The organism is Methylophilus sp. DMC16, assembly GCF_056314045.1.
On the sequence record NZ_JBQUZC010000003.1, the window covers coordinates 140,505 to 159,111 of the forward strand.

The 18,607-nt window shown below is 50.6% G+C and carries 23 protein-coding genes; 20 read left to right on the top strand and 3 right to left on the bottom strand.

The window, feature by feature from the left end; genetic code table 11:
- The 15 genes from ybgC to xerD all read left to right on the top strand — a co-directional run bounded on the left by ybgC (position 1) and on the right by xerD (position 10,391).
- Positions 1–396: a tol-pal system-associated acyl-CoA thioesterase gene (gene ybgC, locus ACT53D_RS12135; RefSeq protein WP_476156427.1), complete on the top strand. Its 396-nt coding sequence runs from the start codon at positions 1–3 to the stop codon at positions 394–396.
- Positions 393–1,067, top strand: a complete 675-nt coding sequence (gene tolQ / locus ACT53D_RS12140) for a protein TolQ (protein ID WP_194749830.1) — start codon at positions 393–395, stop codon at positions 1,065–1,067. The genes ybgC and tolQ overlap by 4 nt, the downstream gene beginning before the upstream one ends.
- Positions 1,068–1,078: 11 nt before the next feature.
- Positions 1,079–1,471: an ExbD/TolR family protein gene (locus ACT53D_RS12145; protein ID WP_194749831.1), complete on the top strand. Its 393-nt coding sequence runs from the start codon at positions 1,079–1,081 to the stop codon at positions 1,469–1,471.
- A 21-nt stretch (positions 1,472–1,492) separates the two neighbouring features.
- Positions 1,493–2,332 (top strand): cell envelope integrity protein TolA, encoded by an 840-nt coding sequence (tolA, locus tag ACT53D_RS12150; protein WP_194749832.1) that lies wholly within the window; start codon positions 1,493–1,495, stop codon positions 2,330–2,332.
- A 99-nt stretch (positions 2,333–2,431) separates the two neighbouring features.
- Complete coding sequence (gene tolB, locus ACT53D_RS12155) at positions 2,432–3,727, top strand: Tol-Pal system beta propeller repeat protein TolB (protein WP_476156797.1); 1,296 nt, start codon at positions 2,432–2,434, stop codon at positions 3,725–3,727.
- A gap of 61 nt (positions 3,728–3,788) precedes the next feature.
- Positions 3,789–4,340, top strand: a complete 552-nt coding sequence (gene pal / locus ACT53D_RS12160) for a peptidoglycan-associated lipoprotein Pal (RefSeq protein ID WP_194749834.1) — start codon at positions 3,789–3,791, stop codon at positions 4,338–4,340.
- Positions 4,327–5,190: a YbgF trimerization domain-containing protein gene (locus ACT53D_RS12165; protein WP_194749835.1), complete on the top strand. Its 864-nt coding sequence runs from the start codon at positions 4,327–4,329 to the stop codon at positions 5,188–5,190. The genes pal and ACT53D_RS12165 overlap by 14 nt, the downstream gene beginning before the upstream one ends.
- An 84-nt stretch (positions 5,191–5,274) precedes the next feature.
- Positions 5,275–5,916, top strand: a complete 642-nt coding sequence (gene queE, locus ACT53D_RS12170; protein WP_275356506.1) for a 7-carboxy-7-deazaguanine synthase QueE — start codon at positions 5,275–5,277, stop codon at positions 5,914–5,916.
- A gap of 2 nt (positions 5,917–5,918) precedes the next feature.
- Positions 5,919–6,617, top strand: coding sequence for a 7-cyano-7-deazaguanine synthase QueC (queC, locus tag ACT53D_RS12175; RefSeq protein ID WP_476156430.1), 699 nt, complete (start codon positions 5,919–5,921; stop codon positions 6,615–6,617).
- An 81-nt stretch (positions 6,618–6,698) separates the two neighbouring features.
- Positions 6,699–7,121, top strand: a complete 423-nt coding sequence (gene rpsP / locus ACT53D_RS12180; protein WP_194749838.1) for a 30S ribosomal protein S16 — start codon at positions 6,699–6,701, stop codon at positions 7,119–7,121.
- Between the two features lie 37 nt (positions 7,122–7,158).
- Positions 7,159–7,695 (top strand): ribosome maturation factor RimM, encoded by a 537-nt coding sequence (rimM, locus tag ACT53D_RS12185; protein WP_476156431.1) that lies wholly within the window; start codon positions 7,159–7,161, stop codon positions 7,693–7,695.
- An 18-nt stretch (positions 7,696–7,713) separates the two neighbouring features.
- A complete protein-coding gene (gene trmD, locus ACT53D_RS12190) occupies positions 7,714–8,463 on the top strand; it encodes a tRNA (guanosine(37)-N1)-methyltransferase TrmD (protein WP_275356797.1) in 750 nt (249 codons plus the stop codon).
- 33 nt (positions 8,464–8,496) lie between these two features.
- Positions 8,497–8,886 carry a 50S ribosomal protein L19 gene (gene rplS / locus ACT53D_RS12195; protein ID WP_194749841.1) on the top strand — a complete coding sequence of 130 codons (390 nt, stop codon included), beginning with the start codon at positions 8,497–8,499 and terminating at the stop codon, positions 8,884–8,886.
- A gap of 104 nt (positions 8,887–8,990) precedes the next feature.
- Entirely contained in the window at positions 8,991–9,467 is a 477-nt protein-coding gene (locus ACT53D_RS12200; RefSeq protein WP_476156433.1) for a methylated-DNA--[protein]-cysteine S-methyltransferase, read from the top strand.
- A gap of 6 nt (positions 9,468–9,473) precedes the next feature.
- Complete coding sequence (xerD, locus tag ACT53D_RS12205) at positions 9,474–10,391, top strand: site-specific tyrosine recombinase XerD (RefSeq protein WP_476156435.1); 918 nt, start codon at positions 9,474–9,476, stop codon at positions 10,389–10,391.
- A 21-nt stretch (positions 10,392–10,412) separates the two neighbouring features.
- On the opposite strand, the gene ACT53D_RS12210 is transcribed toward xerD, so the two are convergent.
- Positions 10,413–11,504 carry a hypothetical protein gene (locus ACT53D_RS12210; protein WP_379073405.1) on the bottom strand — a complete coding sequence of 364 codons (1,092 nt, stop codon included), beginning with the start codon at positions 11,502–11,504 and terminating at the stop codon, positions 10,413–10,415.
- Positions 11,505–11,519: 15 nt separating this feature from the next.
- A complete protein-coding gene (gene folB / locus ACT53D_RS12215; protein WP_476156437.1) occupies positions 11,520–11,870 on the bottom strand; it encodes a dihydroneopterin aldolase in 351 nt (116 codons plus the stop codon).
- A gap of 109 nt (positions 11,871–11,979) precedes the next feature.
- Between folB and plsY the strand changes: the two genes are divergently transcribed.
- A complete protein-coding gene (gene plsY, locus ACT53D_RS12220) occupies positions 11,980–12,591 on the top strand; it encodes a glycerol-3-phosphate 1-O-acyltransferase PlsY (protein ID WP_476156439.1) in 612 nt (203 codons plus the stop codon).
- A 109-nt stretch (positions 12,592–12,700) separates the two neighbouring features.
- Here the strand turns inward: plsY and tsaD are convergent, their stop codons facing one another.
- Entirely contained in the window at positions 12,701–13,723 is a 1,023-nt protein-coding gene (gene tsaD / locus ACT53D_RS12225; RefSeq protein ID WP_476156441.1) for a tRNA (adenosine(37)-N6)-threonylcarbamoyltransferase complex transferase subunit TsaD, read from the bottom strand.
- A gap of 139 nt (positions 13,724–13,862) precedes the next feature.
- Between tsaD and rpsU the strand changes: the two genes are divergently transcribed.
- The 4 genes from rpsU (at position 13,863) to rpoD (ending at position 18,588) form a co-directional block, all read left to right on the top strand.
- Positions 13,863–14,075, top strand: coding sequence for a 30S ribosomal protein S21 (rpsU, locus tag ACT53D_RS12230; protein WP_018987466.1), 213 nt, complete (start codon positions 13,863–13,865; stop codon positions 14,073–14,075).
- Positions 14,076–14,226: 151 nt separating this feature from the next.
- Positions 14,227–14,670 (top strand): GatB/YqeY domain-containing protein, encoded by a 444-nt coding sequence (locus ACT53D_RS12235; RefSeq protein WP_194749142.1) that lies wholly within the window; start codon positions 14,227–14,229, stop codon positions 14,668–14,670.
- Between the two features lie 78 nt (positions 14,671–14,748).
- Positions 14,749–16,488: a DNA primase gene (gene dnaG, locus ACT53D_RS12240; protein ID WP_313986364.1), complete on the top strand. Its 1,740-nt coding sequence runs from the start codon at positions 14,749–14,751 to the stop codon at positions 16,486–16,488.
- A gap of 150 nt (positions 16,489–16,638) precedes the next feature.
- Positions 16,639–18,588, top strand: coding sequence for an RNA polymerase sigma factor RpoD (rpoD, locus tag ACT53D_RS12245; protein WP_194749144.1), 1,950 nt, complete (start codon positions 16,639–16,641; stop codon positions 18,586–18,588).
- Positions 18,589–18,607: the final 19 nt, after the last annotated feature.

Consider the following 18,607-nt stretch of genomic DNA (forward strand, 5'->3'; position numbering starts at 1 on the left):
ATGGTTGAGTTTCCTGTACGTGTGTATTACGAGGATACCGATGCCGGTGGTGTGGTCTATCACAGCCGCTACCTGAATTTTATGGAGCGTGCGCGCACCGAGTGGTTGCGGACTGCGGGCTTTGACCAAAGCGCGCTCAAGCAGCAAGAACACGTGTTGTTTGTCGTCCACAGCATGCAGCTACAATTTAAAAAACCGGCCCGGCTGGATGACCAGTTGCGGGTGGTTTCGCAGTTGCTGCAGATGGGGCGTGGCAGTTTTAGCTGCCAGCAGCAGGTCATGCGTGATGAAACGATTTTAATTGAGGCACTGGTGAAAGTCGCCTGTGTCGATGCGGATTCATTTAAACCCACGGGTATTCCGGCCCGTATCAAAATTGCACTGGAGTCTTCATGAATGTAGCGAACGATATGTCGATTTTTACCCTGGTGAGCGGGGCTAGTTTGCCAGTTCAGCTGGTGATGCTGATTCTGCTGCTGACCTCACTCGCCTCCTGGTGGTATATCTTCATTAAGGTTTTTTCACTTAAGGCTGCCAACGAAAATGTGGATCAGTTTGAAGCGCAATTCTGGTCCGGCGGTGATTTGAACGAGCTGTACGAGCGCATCACGACTGGTCGCAAAACCCCTCAAGGTATGGCCAGCATTTTTCAGGCCGGGTTAAAAGAATTTATCCGCTACAAGCAGCAAAAAGATACCGAAGTCAGTGATGTGATGGAGGCGACGCGTCGTGCCATGCGTGCAGCATATAACCGCGAACTGGATTATCTGGATGCGCACCTGCCATTCTTGGCTTCCGTAGGTTCAGTCAGTCCTTACATCGGCCTGTTCGGCACCGTATGGGGCATCATGAACGCCTTCCGTGGCTTGTCTAACGTTGCGCAGGCGACATTGAGCCAGGTTGCCCCTGGCATTGCCGAGGCGCTGGTGGCGACTGCGATCGGGTTGTTTGCCGCGATCCCAGCCGTGATCGCCTATAACCGCTTTGCCGCGGGCGTAGACCGCCTCTCTGTCCGTTACGAGAGCTTTATCGAAGAATTTACCAACATTTTGCAACGTAGAGCCTGATAGGAGCCGCGATGAGCAGAACGCGTAAACGTCGCATGATGAACCAGATTAACGTCGTCCCCTATATCGACGTCACGCTGGTGTTGCTGGTGATTTTTATGGTGACCGCGCCCATGACCAATCCCGGTATGGTGGAGTTGCCCAAAGTCGGGCAGGCGCTCAAGCAGAGTGGTGACCCGATTGTGATCACCGTGCAAAAAGAAGGCACTGTGATGATGGAAGGCAAAGAAATGCAGCGTGACGATATGCTGGCTTTGATTCGTCAGCGCCTGTCTGAGACACAAAAGCCGGTGGTGGTGTCTGCAGATAAAAACACGCCTTATGGTGAAGTGGTGTCCGTCATGGATTTGCTCAAACAGGCGCAGGTGAATCAAGTTGGTTTGCTGTTTCAGAATGAGAAATAACGGGCAGGTTGCTTAAAACGCATGAAAGTCACTTACTCCCCACAAGATCAGGCGATACGCAAACGGGCGGCGATCTTATCCGTGCTCATGCACGTGTTACTGTGCTTGGGCATGATCTTTATGGTTGACTGGAAAGCGGTCCACGTGACCCCCAGTGTGATGGAGGCGACCTTGTGGGATAGCTTGCCTAGTAAACAGCCTGCCAAGCCAGTGGAAAAGCCGGTAGAACCGACGCCACCACCGCCTGAACCCAAACCAGAACCGACACCGCCGCCCAAGCCGCCTGAGCCAGAACCTAAACCGCAACCCAAGCCTGAGCCTGCGCCTCAAGTCAAGCAAGCGGAACAAGAGGCGGAAATTGCACTCAAAAAGCAGGAGGAAGAGAAGAAGCGCCTGCTAGACGAAGAGAAAAAGAAGGAACTTGAGCAGAAAAAGCAGGAAGAAAAACTGAAAAAAATTCAGGAAGCCTTGCGTAAACAAGAGGAAGAGGAAAAGCTGAAAAAAATCCAGGATGCGATGCGTCAGCAAGAACTGGACGCACAGCAGTCGGCGGCGGCTGCAGCGGTTGATCCTTCTGTGCTCAGTTATTACATGGGCTTGATGAGCCGCAAAATCCGTAGCAATGTGAACCCGGGCTTGTGCCCCGTCTCTAACCCCGAGTTGCTGGTGGATATCCAGATGATGAATTCGGGAGATATTTCCGGCATGCCCAAGCTGGTGAGAGGGTCGGGCGATGCGATTTGTGATGATGCAGTGATCCGTGCCATTTTGGCGGCCAAGCCCTTCGATTTGCCGGATGATCCTGCGGCACGTAGAAAAATGGTAGATCAGATTCGCTTGAAGTTGAAGCCACGTGGCTAGGCAAGCAATGACGATGAGGCGGCTTTTCGTTATAATTCAGATATATAAGCAAACCAGATGAATAATATTGTCACCATGAAAACACACACACGAGGTTTGATGCACGCATTTGCCACGGCGATTTTTGCCGGATTCGTTGCGCTGCTGTCGGTTATCCCTGCCCATGCGGCACTAGAGCTTGAGATCAGTGGCGGTAGTGCCATTCAGATTCCAGTCGCGATTCTACCGATGGCCGAGACAGACAATCCGCAAGCACAAAGCCGTTTGCATGAGATCATCAGTAACGACCTGCGTAGCAGTGGCATGTTCCGTATTATCAATACCAGTGGTATGCCAGCGTTGCCGACCAATGCTTCTCAGATCAAATATACCGACTGGACTGCGCTCAAGGCGCAAGGCTTGAGCCTGGGTGAAGTGCAGTCAACAGGCAACGGCAATCTCAAGATATCGGTGCAGGTGATGGATGTATTGCGGCAAACGGCGTTGCTGCAACTGACGTATACCGTCTCTGCTAGTCAATACCGCCATGTCGCGCACATGATTGCCGACCAGATTTATGAAAAGTTTACCGGTCAGCCTGGCGCCTTTGCCACGCGCATTGCTTACGTTACCAAAACAGGTAAGCGCTTTACGCTGCAAATTGCGGATTACGATGGCTACAATGCACAAACGCTGGTGTCTTCGAATGAGCCGATTATTTCACCGGCCTGGTCGCCAGATGGCACCAAAATGGCTTACGTCTCTTTTGAGAAGAAGAAACCAATTGTCTTTGTGCAGTCCTTGTATACGGGTGAGCGCAAGGTGGTGGCTAACTTCAAAGGGAATAACAGTGCCCCGGCCTGGTCGCCAGATGGTAGCAAATTGGCGGTGGTGTTGACCTATGGCGCCAACTCACAGATTTATACTATTGCTGCGGATGGTTCCAACTTGCAGCAAATCACCAAAAGCAGTGCGATTGATACCGAGCCAGCGTTCTCGCCTGATGGCCAGTTTATTTACTTCAGCTCAGACCGTGGCGGACGCCCTCAGATTTACAAGGTGCCTGCTTCTGGTGGCTCCCCTTCGCGCGTGACTTTTGAGGGTGGCTATAACGTGAGCCCGCGCTTTTCCCCCGATGGCAAGTATTTAACCTACATTCGCAATGACGGCGGTTCTTTTAAAGTAGCCGTTCAGGAGTTGGCGTCTGGCAATGTCAAACTGCTGAGCAATGGTTCGCAAGATGAGTCGCCGAGCTTTGCCCCGAACGCACGTACCATCATGTATGCCACCCGGGTGGGCGGCAAAGGTACCTTGGCGACAGTGACCGTGGATGGCCTGGTCAGGCAGCGTCTGTCTGAGGCCGGCGGTGATATTCGTGAGCCCGCCTGGGGTCCTGCACAAGCTTCAGCCAAGTAGTCGTAACAATTATCGTCTTTTTGGTTAATTTTATTCAGTCAATCATTTTTAAGGAGAAAGTATGAACAAGAGTATTTGGACAATTGCAGCACTGGCATTAGTGCTAACCGCTTGTAAAAGCACCCCGATGAACCCAGCCAAGGTTGAAGATTCCAGCGTGACTCGCCCAATGGCAAAACAAAACGGCAATGGTAATGATGGCTCTGCAAACACAGACAAAATCAATATCAAAACCGTTGATGTGGATACCAGCAAAGACGAGTTGAGTGCCGCTGAATTGGCCAAGCGTCAGGTATTCTTTGACTACGACAGCGACGCGATTCGTGAAGAGTACAAGAGCCTGATCGCTAACCACGCCAAATACCTGATCGCCCACCCACAAACTAAAGTGGTACTGCAGGGTAACACCGACGAGCGTGGCACACACGAGTACAACCTGGCATTGGGTCAGCGTCGTTCCGTGGCTGTGAAAAATGCGCTGAACGTATTGGGCGTGAGCGATAGCCAGATCGAAACTGTGAGCTACGGTGAAGAGCGTGCGAAACAAAACTGCGCGGATGACGGTTGCTTCCAGCAAGACCGCCGCGTAGACATCGTTTATGCAGGTCAGTAATTTGCGATACGCTGCGGTATTGATGGCCCTTGGCTTGACGGTGTCTACCGTCAGCCAGGCGGCTTTATTCGATGATACTGAAGCCAGAAAGCGTATTCTTGAGCTCGAAACCAAGCAGGGTGCAGATTATGATGCACAGCAAAAAGCCATCACAGACCTGACGCGCACCCAGCAATCGCTGGACAGACGCGTGCAAAGTCTGGAAATGCTGATCAACGGCAAGGGTTTGCTGGACATGCAGAATCAGCTGGAGCAGCTCCGTCAGGATGTGGCGCAACTGAAGGGTGATCTTGAAGTGGTGACACATCAGCTTGAGGATATGCGTACCAAGCAGAATGCGTCTTACACCGATCTGGATACGCGTGTGCGCAAGCTGGAAACTTTGGCACAATCAGTGACAAATGGTCAAGGCTTACCTGTCGCAGGCGCGAGTGGCACGACTGGCGATGTAAAAGCTGATGTTTCCCAGCAGGAAACCAGCGCGTTTGCCGAGGCAGAGTCGCTCAACCAGGCAGGCAAGTACAAAGAGGCCTTTAATGCCTATGATGCGTTCCTGAAGACTTACTCTAATAGCAAGCTGGTGCCAGATGCCATGTACGGCATGGGATATACCCAGTTTGCACTGAAGAGCTACAAATCTTCTGCTGCCACACAGCAGAAGTTTCTGGAGAGTTATGCGACGCATCCTTTGGCACCGAATGCCATGTTGAATCTGGCGAATAGTCAGATTCAGTTGGGGCAGATTCCGGCCGCCAAAAAGACCTTGAAGGATCTCATTGCGGCCTATCCATCGGCTGAAGTGACACCTAGCGCGCAAAAACGCTTGAAAGTGCTCGAAACGATCAAATAGCAGATTTTCGTTATTGAAATGACCTTATTTCAGCGATAATAGCGGGCAGATAGCAATATCTGCCCGTTTACTTTTAGTTTCCCCATGACCACACTCAAAATTTTCGAGATTTTTTACTCCCTGCAGGGCGAGAGCTCACGTGTCGGGCTGCCTACGATTTTTATCCGCTTGACCGGCTGCCCATTGCGTTGTGGTTATTGTGATACGGAGTATGCGTTTAAAGGCGGCAGCAATATGACGCTGGATGACATCATGCAGCAGATTGCAGCCTACGATACCCGTTACGTCTGCGTGACCGGCGGCGAGCCGCTGGCGCAAAAGGGCTGTATCGAATTGCTGACCAGGCTGGGCGATGCTGGCTATCAGGTGTCTTTGGAGACGAGTGGTGCCATGGATATCGCCGAGGTCGATTCACGCGTGAAAGTCATTATGGACATCAAAACGCCTGGGTCGGGTGAAGTAGAAAAAAACCGCTGGGAAAACTTGCCTTTGCTGAAAGCCGGTGATGAAGTGAAATGGGTGATTTGCAGCCGGGAAGATTATGACTGGGCCAAATTGATGTTGCAGACCCGGGCATTCCCGGTCGATTGCGATCAGTTATTTTCGCCCAGCTTTCATGAGGTCAGTGGCGAAACTTTGGCCAGCTGGATTTTGCAAGATCACCTCAAGGTGCGTATGCAGCTTCAATTACATAAAATTCTCTGGGGCGAGAAACAAGGAGTATAAGCGTGACAGCAGCAAACCCTAAGGCGGTGATTTTATTATCGGGCGGCCTGGACTCAAGTACGGTATTGGCAATTGCCAAATCGCAAGGCTACGACTGTTATTGCCTGAGTCTGGATTATCATCAGCGCCATAATGTTGAGCTGCAGGCCGCCCAACGCGTTGCGGCAGCCTTAGGGGCAGCCGAGCATAAAACCGTACAGCTGGATTTGTCCTTGTTTGGTGGTTCGGCACTGACTGACAATGCAATCGCCGTCCCTGAGCAAGAGACGCAGGGCATTCCTGTCACTTACGTGCCGGCACGCAATACGATTATGCTATCCTTGTCCCTGGCCTGGGCCGAGGTGTTACAGGCGCGGGATATTTTTATCGGCGTCAATGCGCTGGATTATTCCGGCTACCCTGATTGCCGTGGTGAATATGTCAAAGCCTTCCAGCAAATGGCCAATCTGGCCACTAAAGCTGCGGTGGAGGGACAAACCATTACCGTGCATGCACCGTTGATCGATATGACCAAGGCTGACATCATCCGCACCGGCCATGCGCTGGACGTGGATTATGGCTTAACTGTTTCTTGTTATCAGGCCGATGGTCAAGGCGCCGCGTGTGGTGTGTGTGACTCCTGCCGCTTCCGCAAAGCAGGATTTATACAAGCAGGCGTGGCTGATCCGACGCTGTACAGGAATGCATCGTCAGGTGAGTGAAAAAGACTTGCCACTGTTTTAAAAAATCAAGTATAATCCGCGCCTTTCTGCAAAGAAATTCATTTTTAAGAGAACAAGATTATGGTCGTTATTCGTTTATCACGTGGTGGCTCCAAAAAGAACCCGTTTTACAGCGTTGTTGTGGCAGATTCCCGCAACCGTCGTGACGGTCGTTTTATCGAGCGCGTTGGTTTCTACAATCCATCTGCACGCGCTGGCGCTGAAGGCCTGCGTATCGATGAAGCACGTACACAATACTGGGTTGAGAACGGTGCACAACTGTCCGACACCGTAGCACGTCTGGTTAAATTCCACGCTAAAGGCGTTGAAGGCATGGCTGCTGCGAAAGCGAAAGAAGTTGCTAAAGCTGAAGCTGCCAAAGAGAAAGCCATTGCTGCTGCCGCTGCAGAAGCCGCTGCCAAGGCTAAAGCAGAAGCCGACGCTGCTGCTGCAGAAGCTGCCGCCGCACAAGCAGCTGCCGCTGAAGCGCCAGCTGCTGAGTAATTGTTTCAACGCCTGAATACAGATGGCGTTTGAGAACATGGTTGTGATGGGGCGCATTGTCGCCCCATATGGCGTTTATGGCTGGGTAAAAGTCGTGCCTGATACTGAGTATCTGGATGGCCTGCTGGACTACGAAGCCTGGTGGATCGGTAAAGCGCCGAATTGGCGTGAAACCACGGTAGAGCAAGCCAAAATCCATAACGATGTGTTGCTGATCAAGTTGTCAGGGGTGGGCGATAGAGATGCCGCCTTTGCGCTCAAAGGTCAGCAAATTGCTGTACCGCGTGAGGCCTTGCCCGAGACAGAAGAGGGCGAGTATTACTGGTCTGATCTGATCGGTTTGCAAGTCAGCAATACTGAAGGCATGGATTTCGGCAAGATTACGCAAGTGCTGGAAACCGGCGCGAACGATGTCCTGGTTGTGCGTGAAAACCAGCCGACACAGGTCAAAGGCAAGGATGGCAAACTGCGCGAAGAGTATCGCGAGCGTTTGATCCCGTTTACCAGTGACGCTGTGCCAGAGGTGGATATCCAGGCGGGTACCGTGCTTGTGGAGTGGGATGCCGATTTTTAAAAGAAAGCGCAGCTCATGATGCAGATTGAAGTGATCAGTTTGTTTCCTGAGATGTTTGCAGCACTGACGGAATACGGGATTACTAGTCGTGCCAGACAGCGTGGCTTGTATCAGTTAACCCTGACCAATCCGCGCCAATATACGCAGGATGTGCATCACACCGTTGATGACCGGCCATATGGTGGTGGACCAGGCATGGTGATGCTGGCGGAGCCGTTGGCGCATGCCATAGGCGAAGCCAAAGCACGCTTAAGTGCGAAAGAAATAACGCCCAGGGTGATCCACTTATCGCCACGGGGCAAACCGCTGACACACGAAAAAGTGATGCAGCTCAAAGCATTACCGGGGCTGGTGCTGTTAGCCAGCCGCTATGAAGGCGTAGACCAGCGCGTGCTGGATACCTTGGTGGATGAAGAACTCTCCATCGGCGATTATGTGTTAAGTGGCGGTGAGTTGCCTGCCATGGTGTTGCTGGATGCCATCATCCGCCAATTGCCTGGGGCACTTGGCGATGCTGATTCGGCTCAGGAAGATTCATTTGTGAATGGCCTGCTCGATTATCCGCACTACACGCGCCCGGAAGAATTTGCAGGATTAAAGGTGCCCGACGTATTGTTGTCCGGGCACCATGAAAAGATTAGACAATGGCGATTACAACAATCGCTGCTGCTAACAAGGGCTAAACGCCCGGATTTATTGGCTGAAAGGCCGTTGACGAAAGAAGAGGCTAGGCTACTTAAAGACGTTGCATCAAAAGGCGTCGAGTAGGAACGAGTCACTTTACAATTAAAAGGAACTGACATGGCAGACATTATCAAAATGTTAGAGCAAGAAGAAATTGCTCGTTTAAACAAGGCTATCCCTGACTTCGCGCCAGGTGACACCGTAGTTGTAGGTGTAAACGTGGTTGAAGGTAACCGTAAACGGGTGCAGGCTTACGAAGGCGTTGTAATCGCCAAGCGTAACAGAGGTCTGAACTCCTCTTTCATCGTGCGTAAAATCTCTTCAGGTGAAGGCGTTGAGCGTACATTCCAGACTTACTCCCCACTGATCGCTTCTATCGAAGTGAAACGCCGTGGTGACGTGCGTCGCGCTAAACTGTACTACTTGCGTGAGCGTTCAGGTAAATCTGCACGTATTAAAGAGAAGCTGGTTGCGCGCGAAAAAGACATCGCAGCAGACAACTCTTAATTCAAGCGTTGCAGCAAAAAGCCCTTCAGTTGAAGGGCTTTTTTATTGCCATATTCTAATGATAGTTGGTTGCACCCGGGCCAAGATTACAGTTAAATAGGCGCATGAACCGTCTTGATGATGAACTCGATGCATTGGTGCCTGCGCCCTTTGGCTTTGTTGGTGTGCGTAGCGATGAGGCCGGTGAGCGGCTGCAGTTCTTGCTACATGCATTGCCCGTCAAAGCCAGCCCCAATCCGCGTGCGCAAGCCGTGGCCGATCAAGTCGCCACTTATCTTGAAAATCCGCATATGGTCTGGCAACCCATTCAATCCACTATTGGTACGGCTTTTCAGCAACGCGTCTGGCAGGCCATGCGTGCGATCCCTGTCGGTGAAACCTGGACTTATAGCCAGTTGGCGGCAGCGGTTGACTCTGGGCCACGTGCCGTGGCTAATGCCTGCGGTGCCAATCCCTTGCCCTTGTTTAATCCCTGTCACCGGGTGGTTGCCAGCCATGGGCTGGGCGGATTTATGCAAGGCATAGACGGTGGTTTGGAGATTAAACGCTGGCTGCTCGCCCATGAGCAAGGCCACAAATAAACGCCGATGCAGCAAAAAGCGCATTCTTCGACCGAGGCGGCAGCATTTCCTGAAATCGATACCTTTATCGACCAGCTCTGGCTGGAAGATGGCTTGTCGCCGAATACCTTATCCAGCTACCGCAATGATTTAAAAGGTTTTGCCGAGTGGTGCAAGCAGCACACCCATACTTTGTGGGAGGTGCAGTCGCATGATGTGCAGGCATATCTTGCCCATCGTTTCCCGCAAGTGAAGGTGCGGAGTATCAACCGTCTGATAGCCACCTTGCGCCGTTTTTACCGGTACGCGCTGGCCGCCAATCTGATTCATCAAGACCCCACCTTGCATATCGAAGCGCCCAAAATGCCTAGGTCACTACCAAAAACGCTGAGTGAGTCGCAGGTGGATGATTTGCTCAATGCCCCGGATGTGAATGTGCCGCTTGGTATGCGAGACCGTGCCATGCTTGAGCTGCTCTATGCCAGCGGATTGCGTGTCTCAGAGCTGGTAAATATCAAAATCAGCGAAGTGAGTACGCAAGATGGCGTGGTGCGCGTCACCGGTAAAGGCAGCAAAACGCGCCTGGTGCCCATGGGCCAGGAAGCGGCCGAGTGGATAGACCGTTACTTGGCAGGCGCCCGCGCGGAGATTTTAAAAGGCAGTCTGAGTGACGCGGTATTTGTCACCACACGTGGCGATGCCATGACGCGGCATGCCTTTTGGCACATTATCCAGCGGTATGCCTTGCAGGCGGGGATTGCACAGCATATCAGCCCGCATGTGTTACGGCATGCGTTTGCCACGCATTTGCTCAATCATGGCGCGGATTTACGCGTAGTGCAGATGCTGTTGGGGCATGCGGATATTTCGACGACGCAGATTTATACGCATGTGGCGAGGGAGCGTTTGCAGCAGTTGCATAGGGTGCATCACCCGAGGGGGTAGTGTTCAAGAGTCGATCTAGAGCTAATGATTCGTAGTTTTGAATGACTGTAAAACCTTACTAATTTGCTCTATACCGTCAAAAGTTGATGGTAAATTTTCTTCGTTGGTAATTAAGCCGCTAAAAATGAGACTTTCGAATTTTTCTAAAGAAACAGAATCATTTGACTTCATGTTTTTCGCGAAATCAGAATAATTTTGAATAAATTGGCATAAGGTCTTTCGGAGTTCTATTTGAAGTAGCTGAGCTTTTATTGACTTGAAATTAAATAAAGAAACTCTAAAAAAATATATCAATATCAATTGCAAAGTTAAAGTGGGAAAAATAGCGTATAAAAGTAGTTCTTTGTATTCAAAGAGCTCCTTACTTCTAAACATAAGGAGAAATATCTCAATTAGAACGGGCATTATTGAGGCTGCTCCAAGTGTTGCTAGAATCCAGCGTGCCCAACTAAGCTCTTTACTCTTAGATAAATAGAGATTTTCAAAGCCCTGATATAAACCAACAAAGTTAAAAGCGGTTTTGTAATGATCAAGAGATTGCTTTAGGTTATCAACTTCTTGTTTTTTCTGAGATATTTCATTGTCCCAATTAGTCTTTAGCTGAGTAATCTCTCGAATCTTTTTGTTGAAGTCTTTAACTTCAATTAGATTTTCATGATGTAGTAAATCACTCAAGATGGCGGCAGGCATCATTGTTCGTGCATATATAATTTGACTTCTTAATTGCATGCTAAATAACTCAATGTGGTCATCAATATTTGTAATCAAGTTATTTACATTAATGGCTATTTGCGCATTACTTGTTTTTTTGAAGTTTGCCTCACAGAGAAATCTATAAAACATTACATAAATACTCTGAATATTCAATTCAATTTCTTTTTGTTGATCTTGATGAAAGAGATTATCAATCTGACTCATAAGTTGAGAGCCAATGTGAGTTATATTGAATTCACAGATATCGTCCCAAAACACATCATGGTTTTTAATCAATTCAAGTATATACAGAAGATCATCTCTTAAATATTCCTTGCCATCTAAGTCATAGTTGGCTAGTTTTTTTCTTAAGTTGTTGAATATTATTTTGTGAGAATCGTTAGAGAAAAAAGTTGACATATATGCCTTTAGATATTATTGCTGACGCGATAATTGGATGCCTAGTGCCTTCAATCCCGGCAATATCCCTGGTTTGCTCACTTTCAATTTCACACTCTGCGCCTTAAATTCCTGCAAAATCAGCTGGCAGACATGTTCACCCAAGGCCTCAACCAGTTTGAAACTGTGCTCGGCTAATGTTTCGCGAATGCGGGCGACTATCTGACCATAATCAATCGTGTCTTCAATCGCGTCACTCAGGCAGGCTTTACTAAAGTCGTAGCCGATTTCAATATCCAGAATCACAGTTTGCGGCACGGTACGCTCCCATTCTGGCACGCCCAGTTTGGTTTGCACTTTGACTTGTTCGAGAAAAATTGTGTCCATGAATCTGTGTCCTTTTATTTCCGCGCAGGCTGGAATCCAGTATGATTCGGCATCATACAACATCGTGCAGTGGCTGGCTAAGCGGCTGCATTTCAGTGGAATTAAGCGCATGAACGAAATTGGTTTTGATATTGAAGCATTGGTGTGGATCGCTGCGGCTTACCTGATAGGCTCGATTGCTTTTGGCATCATCATCAGCAAATTGTACCGCTTGCCTGATCCACGCACGGTGGGCAGTGGCAATATCGGCGCGACCAATGTGGCGCGTAGCGGTAAAAAATCCGCTGCGATTTTGACCTTGCTGGGCGATGCCTTTAAAGGCTGGTTGCCCACTTGGTTGGCGCTGCAGGCTGGTATGTTGATGGATGTGGTGGCACTGGTGGGGTTGGCCGTGTTTATTGGCCACTTGTACCCGATTTATCATAAATTCAAGGGTGGTAAAGGCGTGGCGACGGCATTGGGCGTGATGATTGCCTTTTCTGGCTGGCTGGCGTTAAGTGTGGTGGCTGTCTGGCTGACGGTGTTTTTAATTAGCCGCATTTCTTCGTTATCTGCGCTTGTCGCTGCCGTATTGGCACCGTTGATTGCCTGGCAGTTCCTGTCACCTTACCCGGTGTATGTGGCGGTGGTCGTGGTGATGTCCGCGTTTTTGATTATTCGCCATCAATCGAATATTGAAAAACTGTTGGCTGGGACTGAAAGCCGTTTTGGAAAGAAATAGCTAACTGCCGATAAACCCAGATATAAAAACTGGGTAGATCGTTTTGAGAATCTTTTTTAGATTTTATCGGCGGTAGAAATACAGCCCAGCAACGCCCTTTAGCAGGCAATCACTGAGGGGCTTTGAGCTCAGCCAAATCCCAGCGCGGCCGGATGCTAAAGCTGTAATCCTGCTTGCCTGGCTGCATGGCGTGCAGGCGCATCGCACCGGCAAAGGCAATCATGGCGCCGTTATCGGTGCAGAACTCAAGGCGTGGATAATTGACGCTGATACCACGTTTGGCGGCGGCTTCATTGAGCCGGGTACGCAGGCGTTTGTTGGCGCCTACGCCGCCAGATACTACCAGTCGTTTGAGTTTGGTCTGTTTGAGTGCCTTCAGGCATTTGTGCACCAGAATCTCGGTGACGGATTCTTGAAATTCCCAGGCAATATCTTTAATTGTTTCTTCATTCAATTCGGGCTGGTTGTTCACCAGCGTCAACACGGCCGTTTTCAGGCCGCTAAAGCTGAAGTTTAAATCCGGGCTGTTGAGCATGGGGCGCGGCAGTTGAAACTGTGGCTTGCCCTGATCGGCCAGTTTAGACACCGCTGGGCCGCCAGGATAGCCCAGGCCCAATAGTTTCGCCGTTTTATCAAAGGCTTCGCCAGCCGCATCGTCCAGCGTGTCGCCTAATAGTTCATATTGGCCAATGCCATCCACGCGCATGAGTTGGCTATGTCCGCCCGAGACCAGCAAGGCGACAAACGGGAAGGCGGGTGGGTTTTCTTCGAGCATGGGTGCCAGTAAATGGCCTTCCAGGTGATGCACTCCCACAGACGGGACATTGAGGGCCATGGCCAGCGATTGCGCAATGCTGGTGCCCACCAGCAAGGCACCCGCCAGGCCGGGGCCTTGCGTGTAAGCGATGCCTTCGAGGTCTTGCAGGGTTTTATCGGCTTGCGCCAGAACTTGCTGCGTGAGTGGGAGTGCGCGGCGGATATGGTCACGGGAGGCCAGTTCCGGCACGACGCCGCCATAGGCTGCATGCATGTCGATTTGCGAGTGCAAGGCGTGCACCAGCAACCCACGGCGCGTGTCATATAATGCCACTCCGGTTTCGTCACAAGAAGACTCGATACCCAATACCAACATCTAAGATAAGTCTCGCATACGTTTTTTTGCAGAAAGGATTGATAAATCCAAATAAGCGCGATAGAATACGCGGTTTTCAGTGCTGCATCAATCCGCAAGCACCATTGTCTAACCAAATATTTGAAGGATAGGGAATTACATGACCGCTATTCGTGTGAAAGAGAACGAACCGTTTGACGTTGCAATGCGCCGTTTCAAGCGTTTGATTGAGAAAACCGGTTTGTTGAACGACTTGCGTGCTCGCGAGTTCTACGAGAAGCCAACTTGGGAGCGTAAGCGTAAAGCAGCTGCCGCGGTGAAGCGTCAGTACCGTCGTCTGCGCAACCAGCAGTTGCCTACCAAACTCTACTAATTTTTTAAGTAGATGTGCAGATCGGGTAAGCTATCACTTGGCTACCCGGTTTGAAAAAACAAATATGCGAAGGTTGTGGATTTCCGCAACCTTTAGCTGTTTTTAAAGCATACGCTTTAACGTCCTTCTTTAATTGAGAATAATCCCCGCTATGAGCCTGAAAGCACAAATCTCTGAAGACATGAAAACCGCGATGCGGGCGAAAGACATGCCCAAGCTGGGCGTGATTCGTTTGTTGCAAGCCGCCATCAAGCAGCGCGAGGTGGATGAGCGTATTGAGTTGGACGATGATGCCGTGATTGCCGCCATTGAGAAAATGCTCAAGCAGCGTCGTGATTCGATTGCTGCATTTGAAGGCGCTAACCGCATGGATTTGGCTGATCAGGAAAAATTTGAAGTCACCGTGTTGCAGGCTTATTTGCCTGCCCAGTTGAGCGAAGAAGAAATCAATGCGGTGATCGCCAAAGTGATTGCTGAAACGGGTGCAGCGGGTGCCAAGGATATGGGTAAAGTGGTGGGTGCAGTGAAACCATTGGTCGCCGGTAAGGCAGATATGGCGAAAGTGTCTGGCTTGATCAAGGTGGCCTTGGGGTAGTGTGTTTTTGCAGGCATTGAGTCAGGGGCGCATTTGCGCCCTTTGTTTTTTTGACCCGCATCAGCGATACTTGCATTTATGATCCCGGAAAGTTTTATTCAAGAACTGCTTAATCGCGTAGATATTGTCGATGTCATCGACAAGTCTGTTCCGCTGAAAAAAGCCGGGGCCAATTATTCAGCCTGTTGCCCGTTTCATAACGAAAAATCCCCCAGTTTTACCGTGAGTCCGACCAAGCAGTTTTACCATTGCTTTGGCTGTGGCGCGCATGGTTCGGCCTTGAGTTTTTTGATGGAATATAACGGCTTGAGCTTTGTCGAGGCCGTGCATGATCTCGCCAAGCAAGTTGGCATGATCGTGCCGCAGGAGCAGCGTGATCCCAACCAGCCTGCACCAACATCTAAAGCCGTGCTACTCAGTTTGCAAGAGACCTTGCAGCAGGCCGCCAATTATTACAAAGCCGAGTTAAAAAAATCACCGCGGGCGATTGATTATCTGAAAGCACGCGGCTTAAGCGGGCAGGTCGCGGCAAAATTCCAGATTGGCTATGCGCCAGCCGGGTGGCAAAATTTGCAAACCGTTTTTCCGCAATATGATGCCGAGCCGCTGGAAACTGCCGGGCTGGTGGTGCAAAACGAGCAGGGTCGTCGCTACGATCGTTTCCGTGACCGCATCATGTTCCCTATCCATAACCAAAAAGGGGAAGTCATCGGCTTTGGGGGGCGTGTAATTAACCCTGAAGACAGTCCCAAATATTACAACTCGCCGGAAACGCCCGTGTTTCAAAAAGGGCACGAGTTGTATGGCTTGTTTATGGCGCGCCGCGCCATCCGCGATGCGGGGCGGGTGTTGGTGGTAGAAGGATATATGGATGTGGTGGCGCTGGCGCAGTATGGCATTGAATATGCCGTCGCGGCGTTGGGCACGGCAACTACGCCTTTTCATATTGCCAAGCTGATGCGGCAAACCGATGAAATCGTTTTCAGTTTTGATGGCGATAAAGCCGGGCGGACTGCGGCCTGGCGCGCGGTGATGAATGCCTTGCCTGCCATCAAAGATGGCCTCAAGTTGCGGTTTTTATTCTTGCCTGCCGAGCATGACCCCGACAGCTTTGTGCGCGAGTTTGGCAAAGAAGCCTTTGAGGCCGAGATGAATCAGGCCATGCCCTTGTCGCAATATATCATTCAGCATTTAAGTGAGCATAACCCGCTGGCCTCGCAAGAGGATAAAGTGCAATTCTTGAATGATGCCGAGCCCATCCTCAAGCAAATTCAGGCGCCGCGTTATGCCATGCTGTTGCGTAAAAAAGTCGCCGAGATGACCGGCCTGGCGCAAGGCGAAATGCAGCGCATGCTGAAATTGCCGAATACCGCCAAAGCCAAGGAAAAAGCCGTGCGTCAACGCTCGCGTACGCCGTTATCTTTGCATCTGCGTTTGGCGTTGATGTTGCTCATGCGGCCACAATGGGCGCAGGCCGCGCTACTCGAGCAGGTGGCGGGTGAGAGTGATGAGGCGCAGATGTTGCGCGTGGTGTTGAAGGCCGCGATTGCCAAGCCTGAGTCTCGTCCTGTGGTGCTGTTGCAGATGATTGCGCCCTATATTTCTGAGTCGCTACGACACCAATTGCAGCGCGAGTTGTCTTTGTTGGATGAAAGCCTGGACTTTACGCTTGAATTTGAGGGGGCATGTACCCAATTATCAGACATGGCGGTCACTGCACGTGAAAATTCCCTGTTGGGGCAGTTAACTGAAAAGCCATTTTCAATGTTGTCTGAAGCAGAGCGTGAAGCCTTGCGGCAATTAACCAGCAAGCGCTAGTCGGTAATTCCCTAAAAACCGTGAGGGCATGCTTAAAAAAACGTGCAAAAATCTGGTAAAATAGAGGGTTTCCCGTAATGTTAAATCGAGTGATGTGCCTGCAGCGTTTGCCAGCACTCGGCATCAATCATTTTAGAGGTGGAATCGGCCATGGCCAGACCCAAAGCAGATAAAAGTTTAGACAAAGAACTCGGAATCAACGAAGTCGAAACACACAAAGACCCCGCCACCCAGGCAATGGATGCCGAGGCACGTCGTACACGCCTCAAAACCCTGATTGTATTAGGTAAAGAGCGCGGTTACCTGACTTACGCCGAAATTAATGACCACCTGCCGGATGATGTACAAGACTCCGAGCAGATCGAGAGCATTATCGGCATGATCAACGACATGGGCATCCAGGTGTATGAAGAAGCGCCGGATGCCGAAGTGTTGCTGATGTCTGATGCACCTCCTGCCGTGACAGATGAAGATGCCGCTGAAGAAGCAGAGCAGGCATTGGCTACGGTCGATTCAGAGTTTGGACGTACAACTGACCCCGTGCGTATGTATATGCGCGAAATGGGTACCGTTGACCTGTTGACCCGCGAAGGCGAGATTGAGATCGCCAAGCGTATTGAGGACGGCCTCAAGCATATGGTGCAGGCGATTGCCGCCTGTCCAACCACCATCGCCCAATTGCTGGAGATGGTGGACAAAGTCGAAAAAGACGAAATGAGCGTGGATGAGCTGGTCGATGGTTTGATCGACAGCGATCTCGGTCTGGATGACGCTTTGGCCGTGGCGGATGCTGAAGAAGAGGAAGCCGCCGACGAGGAAGACGAAGACGAGGACGAAGACAGCGATGCCAAAGCATCTGCGCTTTCGGCCGAGGCCTTGGCAAAACTCAAAGAAGAGGTCCTGTCACGCTTTGCCGTGATTCGTGCCGCCAATACCAAAATGAACAATATCCGCGAGGCTAAAGGTACCAACGATGCCGAGTACAAGACTTTGCATCAGCAAGTGCTCGACGAGCTGACCGCTTTCCGCTTCTCTGCCAAACAGGTTGAAGCTCTGTGCGACCAAGTGCGTAACATGGTCGAAGAAGTGCGTACGCACGAACGAAAAATCATGGATTTCTGCGTAGAAAAAGCCAATATGCCACGCCAGCAATTCATCAAGAGCTTTGTTGGCAACGAAATCAACCTTAACTGGTTGGATGACGAGCTGGCAGGTAAGCCTGCCTACGGTGAGCGTTTAGAGCGTTTTAGACACTCTATTCTGGACCAGCAAGAGCGGTTGCAAAACCTGCAAATCCGCGTCGGCTTGCCAATTAAAGAGTTGCGTGAAATCAACAAGCAAATGACCACCGGCGAAGCACGTGCCCGTCGCGCCAAACGCGAAATGATCGAGGCCAACCTGCGTCTGGTGATTTCTATTGCTAAAAAGTACACCAACCGTGGCCTGCAATTCCTCGATCTGATCCAGGAAGGTAACATCGGCCTGATGAAAGCCGTGGACAAGTTTGAATACCGCCGTGGTTACAAATTCTCTACCTATGCAACATGGTGGATTCGCCAGGCGATTACCCGTTCTATCGCTGACCAGGCACGTACCATCCGTATCCCGGTACACATGATCGAAACCATTAACAAGATGAACCGTATCAGCCGCCAGATCCTGCAAGAAACTGGTCTTGAGCCTGATCCTGCCACCTTGGCTGAAAAAATGGATATGCCGGAAGAAAAAATCCGCAAAATCCTCAAAATCAGCAAAGAGCCGATCTCCATGGAAACGCCAATTGGTGACGACGAAGACAGCCACTTGGGCGACTTTATTGAAGACAACACCACACTGGCCCCAATGGACGCAGCGGTGTACGCCAGCCTGCGTGATGCCACCAGTGAAGTGCTGGAATCACTGACCCCACGTGAAGCCAAAGTGCTACGCATGCGCTTTGGTATTGAAATGAACACCGACCACACGCTGGAAGAAGTCGGCAAACAGTTTGATGTCACCCGCGAACGTATCCGCCAGATTGAAGCTAAGGCCCTGCGTAAATTACGTCACCCGACACGTTCGGAACGCCTGCGCAGCTTCTTAGAAAACGGTCAGGATTAGTTTATAATCCCACGCTTTC

Excerpts from the sequence above, each read along its gene's own strand:
- ybgC (WP_476156427.1), top strand. The coding sequence starts at position 1 with ATGGTTGAGTTTCCTGTACGTGTGTATTACGAGGATACCGATGCCGGT.
- tolQ (WP_194749830.1), top strand. The coding sequence starts at position 393 with ATGAATGTAGCGAACGATATGTCGATTTTTACCCTGGTGAGCGGGGCT.
- ACT53D_RS12145 (WP_194749831.1), top strand. The coding sequence starts at position 1,079 with ATGAGCAGAACGCGTAAACGTCGCATGATGAACCAGATTAACGTCGTC.
- tolA (WP_194749832.1), top strand. The coding sequence starts at position 1,493 with ATGAAAGTCACTTACTCCCCACAAGATCAGGCGATACGCAAACGGGCG.
- tolB (WP_476156797.1), top strand. The coding sequence starts at position 2,432 with ATGCACGCATTTGCCACGGCGATTTTTGCCGGATTCGTTGCGCTGCTG.
- pal (WP_194749834.1), top strand. The coding sequence starts at position 3,789 with ATGAACAAGAGTATTTGGACAATTGCAGCACTGGCATTAGTGCTAACC.
- ACT53D_RS12165 (WP_194749835.1), top strand. The coding sequence starts at position 4,327 with ATGCAGGTCAGTAATTTGCGATACGCTGCGGTATTGATGGCCCTTGGC.
- queE (WP_275356506.1), top strand. The coding sequence starts at position 5,275 with ATGACCACACTCAAAATTTTCGAGATTTTTTACTCCCTGCAGGGCGAG.
- rpsP (WP_194749838.1), top strand. The coding sequence starts at position 6,699 with ATGGTCGTTATTCGTTTATCACGTGGTGGCTCCAAAAAGAACCCGTTT.
- rimM (WP_476156431.1), top strand. The coding sequence starts at position 7,159 with ATGGTTGTGATGGGGCGCATTGTCGCCCCATATGGCGTTTATGGCTGG.
- trmD (WP_275356797.1), top strand. The coding sequence starts at position 7,714 with ATGCAGATTGAAGTGATCAGTTTGTTTCCTGAGATGTTTGCAGCACTG.
- rplS (WP_194749841.1), top strand. The coding sequence starts at position 8,497 with ATGGCAGACATTATCAAAATGTTAGAGCAAGAAGAAATTGCTCGTTTA.
- ACT53D_RS12200 (WP_476156433.1), top strand. The coding sequence starts at position 8,991 with ATGAACCGTCTTGATGATGAACTCGATGCATTGGTGCCTGCGCCCTTT.
- xerD (WP_476156435.1), top strand. The coding sequence starts at position 9,474 with ATGCAGCAAAAAGCGCATTCTTCGACCGAGGCGGCAGCATTTCCTGAA.
- ACT53D_RS12210 (WP_379073405.1), bottom strand. The coding sequence starts at position 11,504 with ATGTCAACTTTTTTCTCTAACGATTCTCACAAAATAATATTCAACAAC.
- folB (WP_476156437.1), bottom strand. The coding sequence starts at position 11,870 with ATGGACACAATTTTTCTCGAACAAGTCAAAGTGCAAACCAAACTGGGC.
- plsY (WP_476156439.1), top strand. The coding sequence starts at position 11,980 with ATGAACGAAATTGGTTTTGATATTGAAGCATTGGTGTGGATCGCTGCG.
- tsaD (WP_476156441.1), bottom strand. The coding sequence starts at position 13,723 with ATGTTGGTATTGGGTATCGAGTCTTCTTGTGACGAAACCGGAGTGGCA.
- rpsU (WP_018987466.1), top strand. The coding sequence starts at position 13,863 with ATGACCGCTATTCGTGTGAAAGAGAACGAACCGTTTGACGTTGCAATG.
- ACT53D_RS12235 (WP_194749142.1), top strand. The coding sequence starts at position 14,227 with ATGAGCCTGAAAGCACAAATCTCTGAAGACATGAAAACCGCGATGCGG.
- dnaG (WP_313986364.1), top strand. The coding sequence starts at position 14,749 with ATGATCCCGGAAAGTTTTATTCAAGAACTGCTTAATCGCGTAGATATT.
- rpoD (WP_194749144.1), top strand. The coding sequence starts at position 16,639 with ATGGCCAGACCCAAAGCAGATAAAAGTTTAGACAAAGAACTCGGAATC.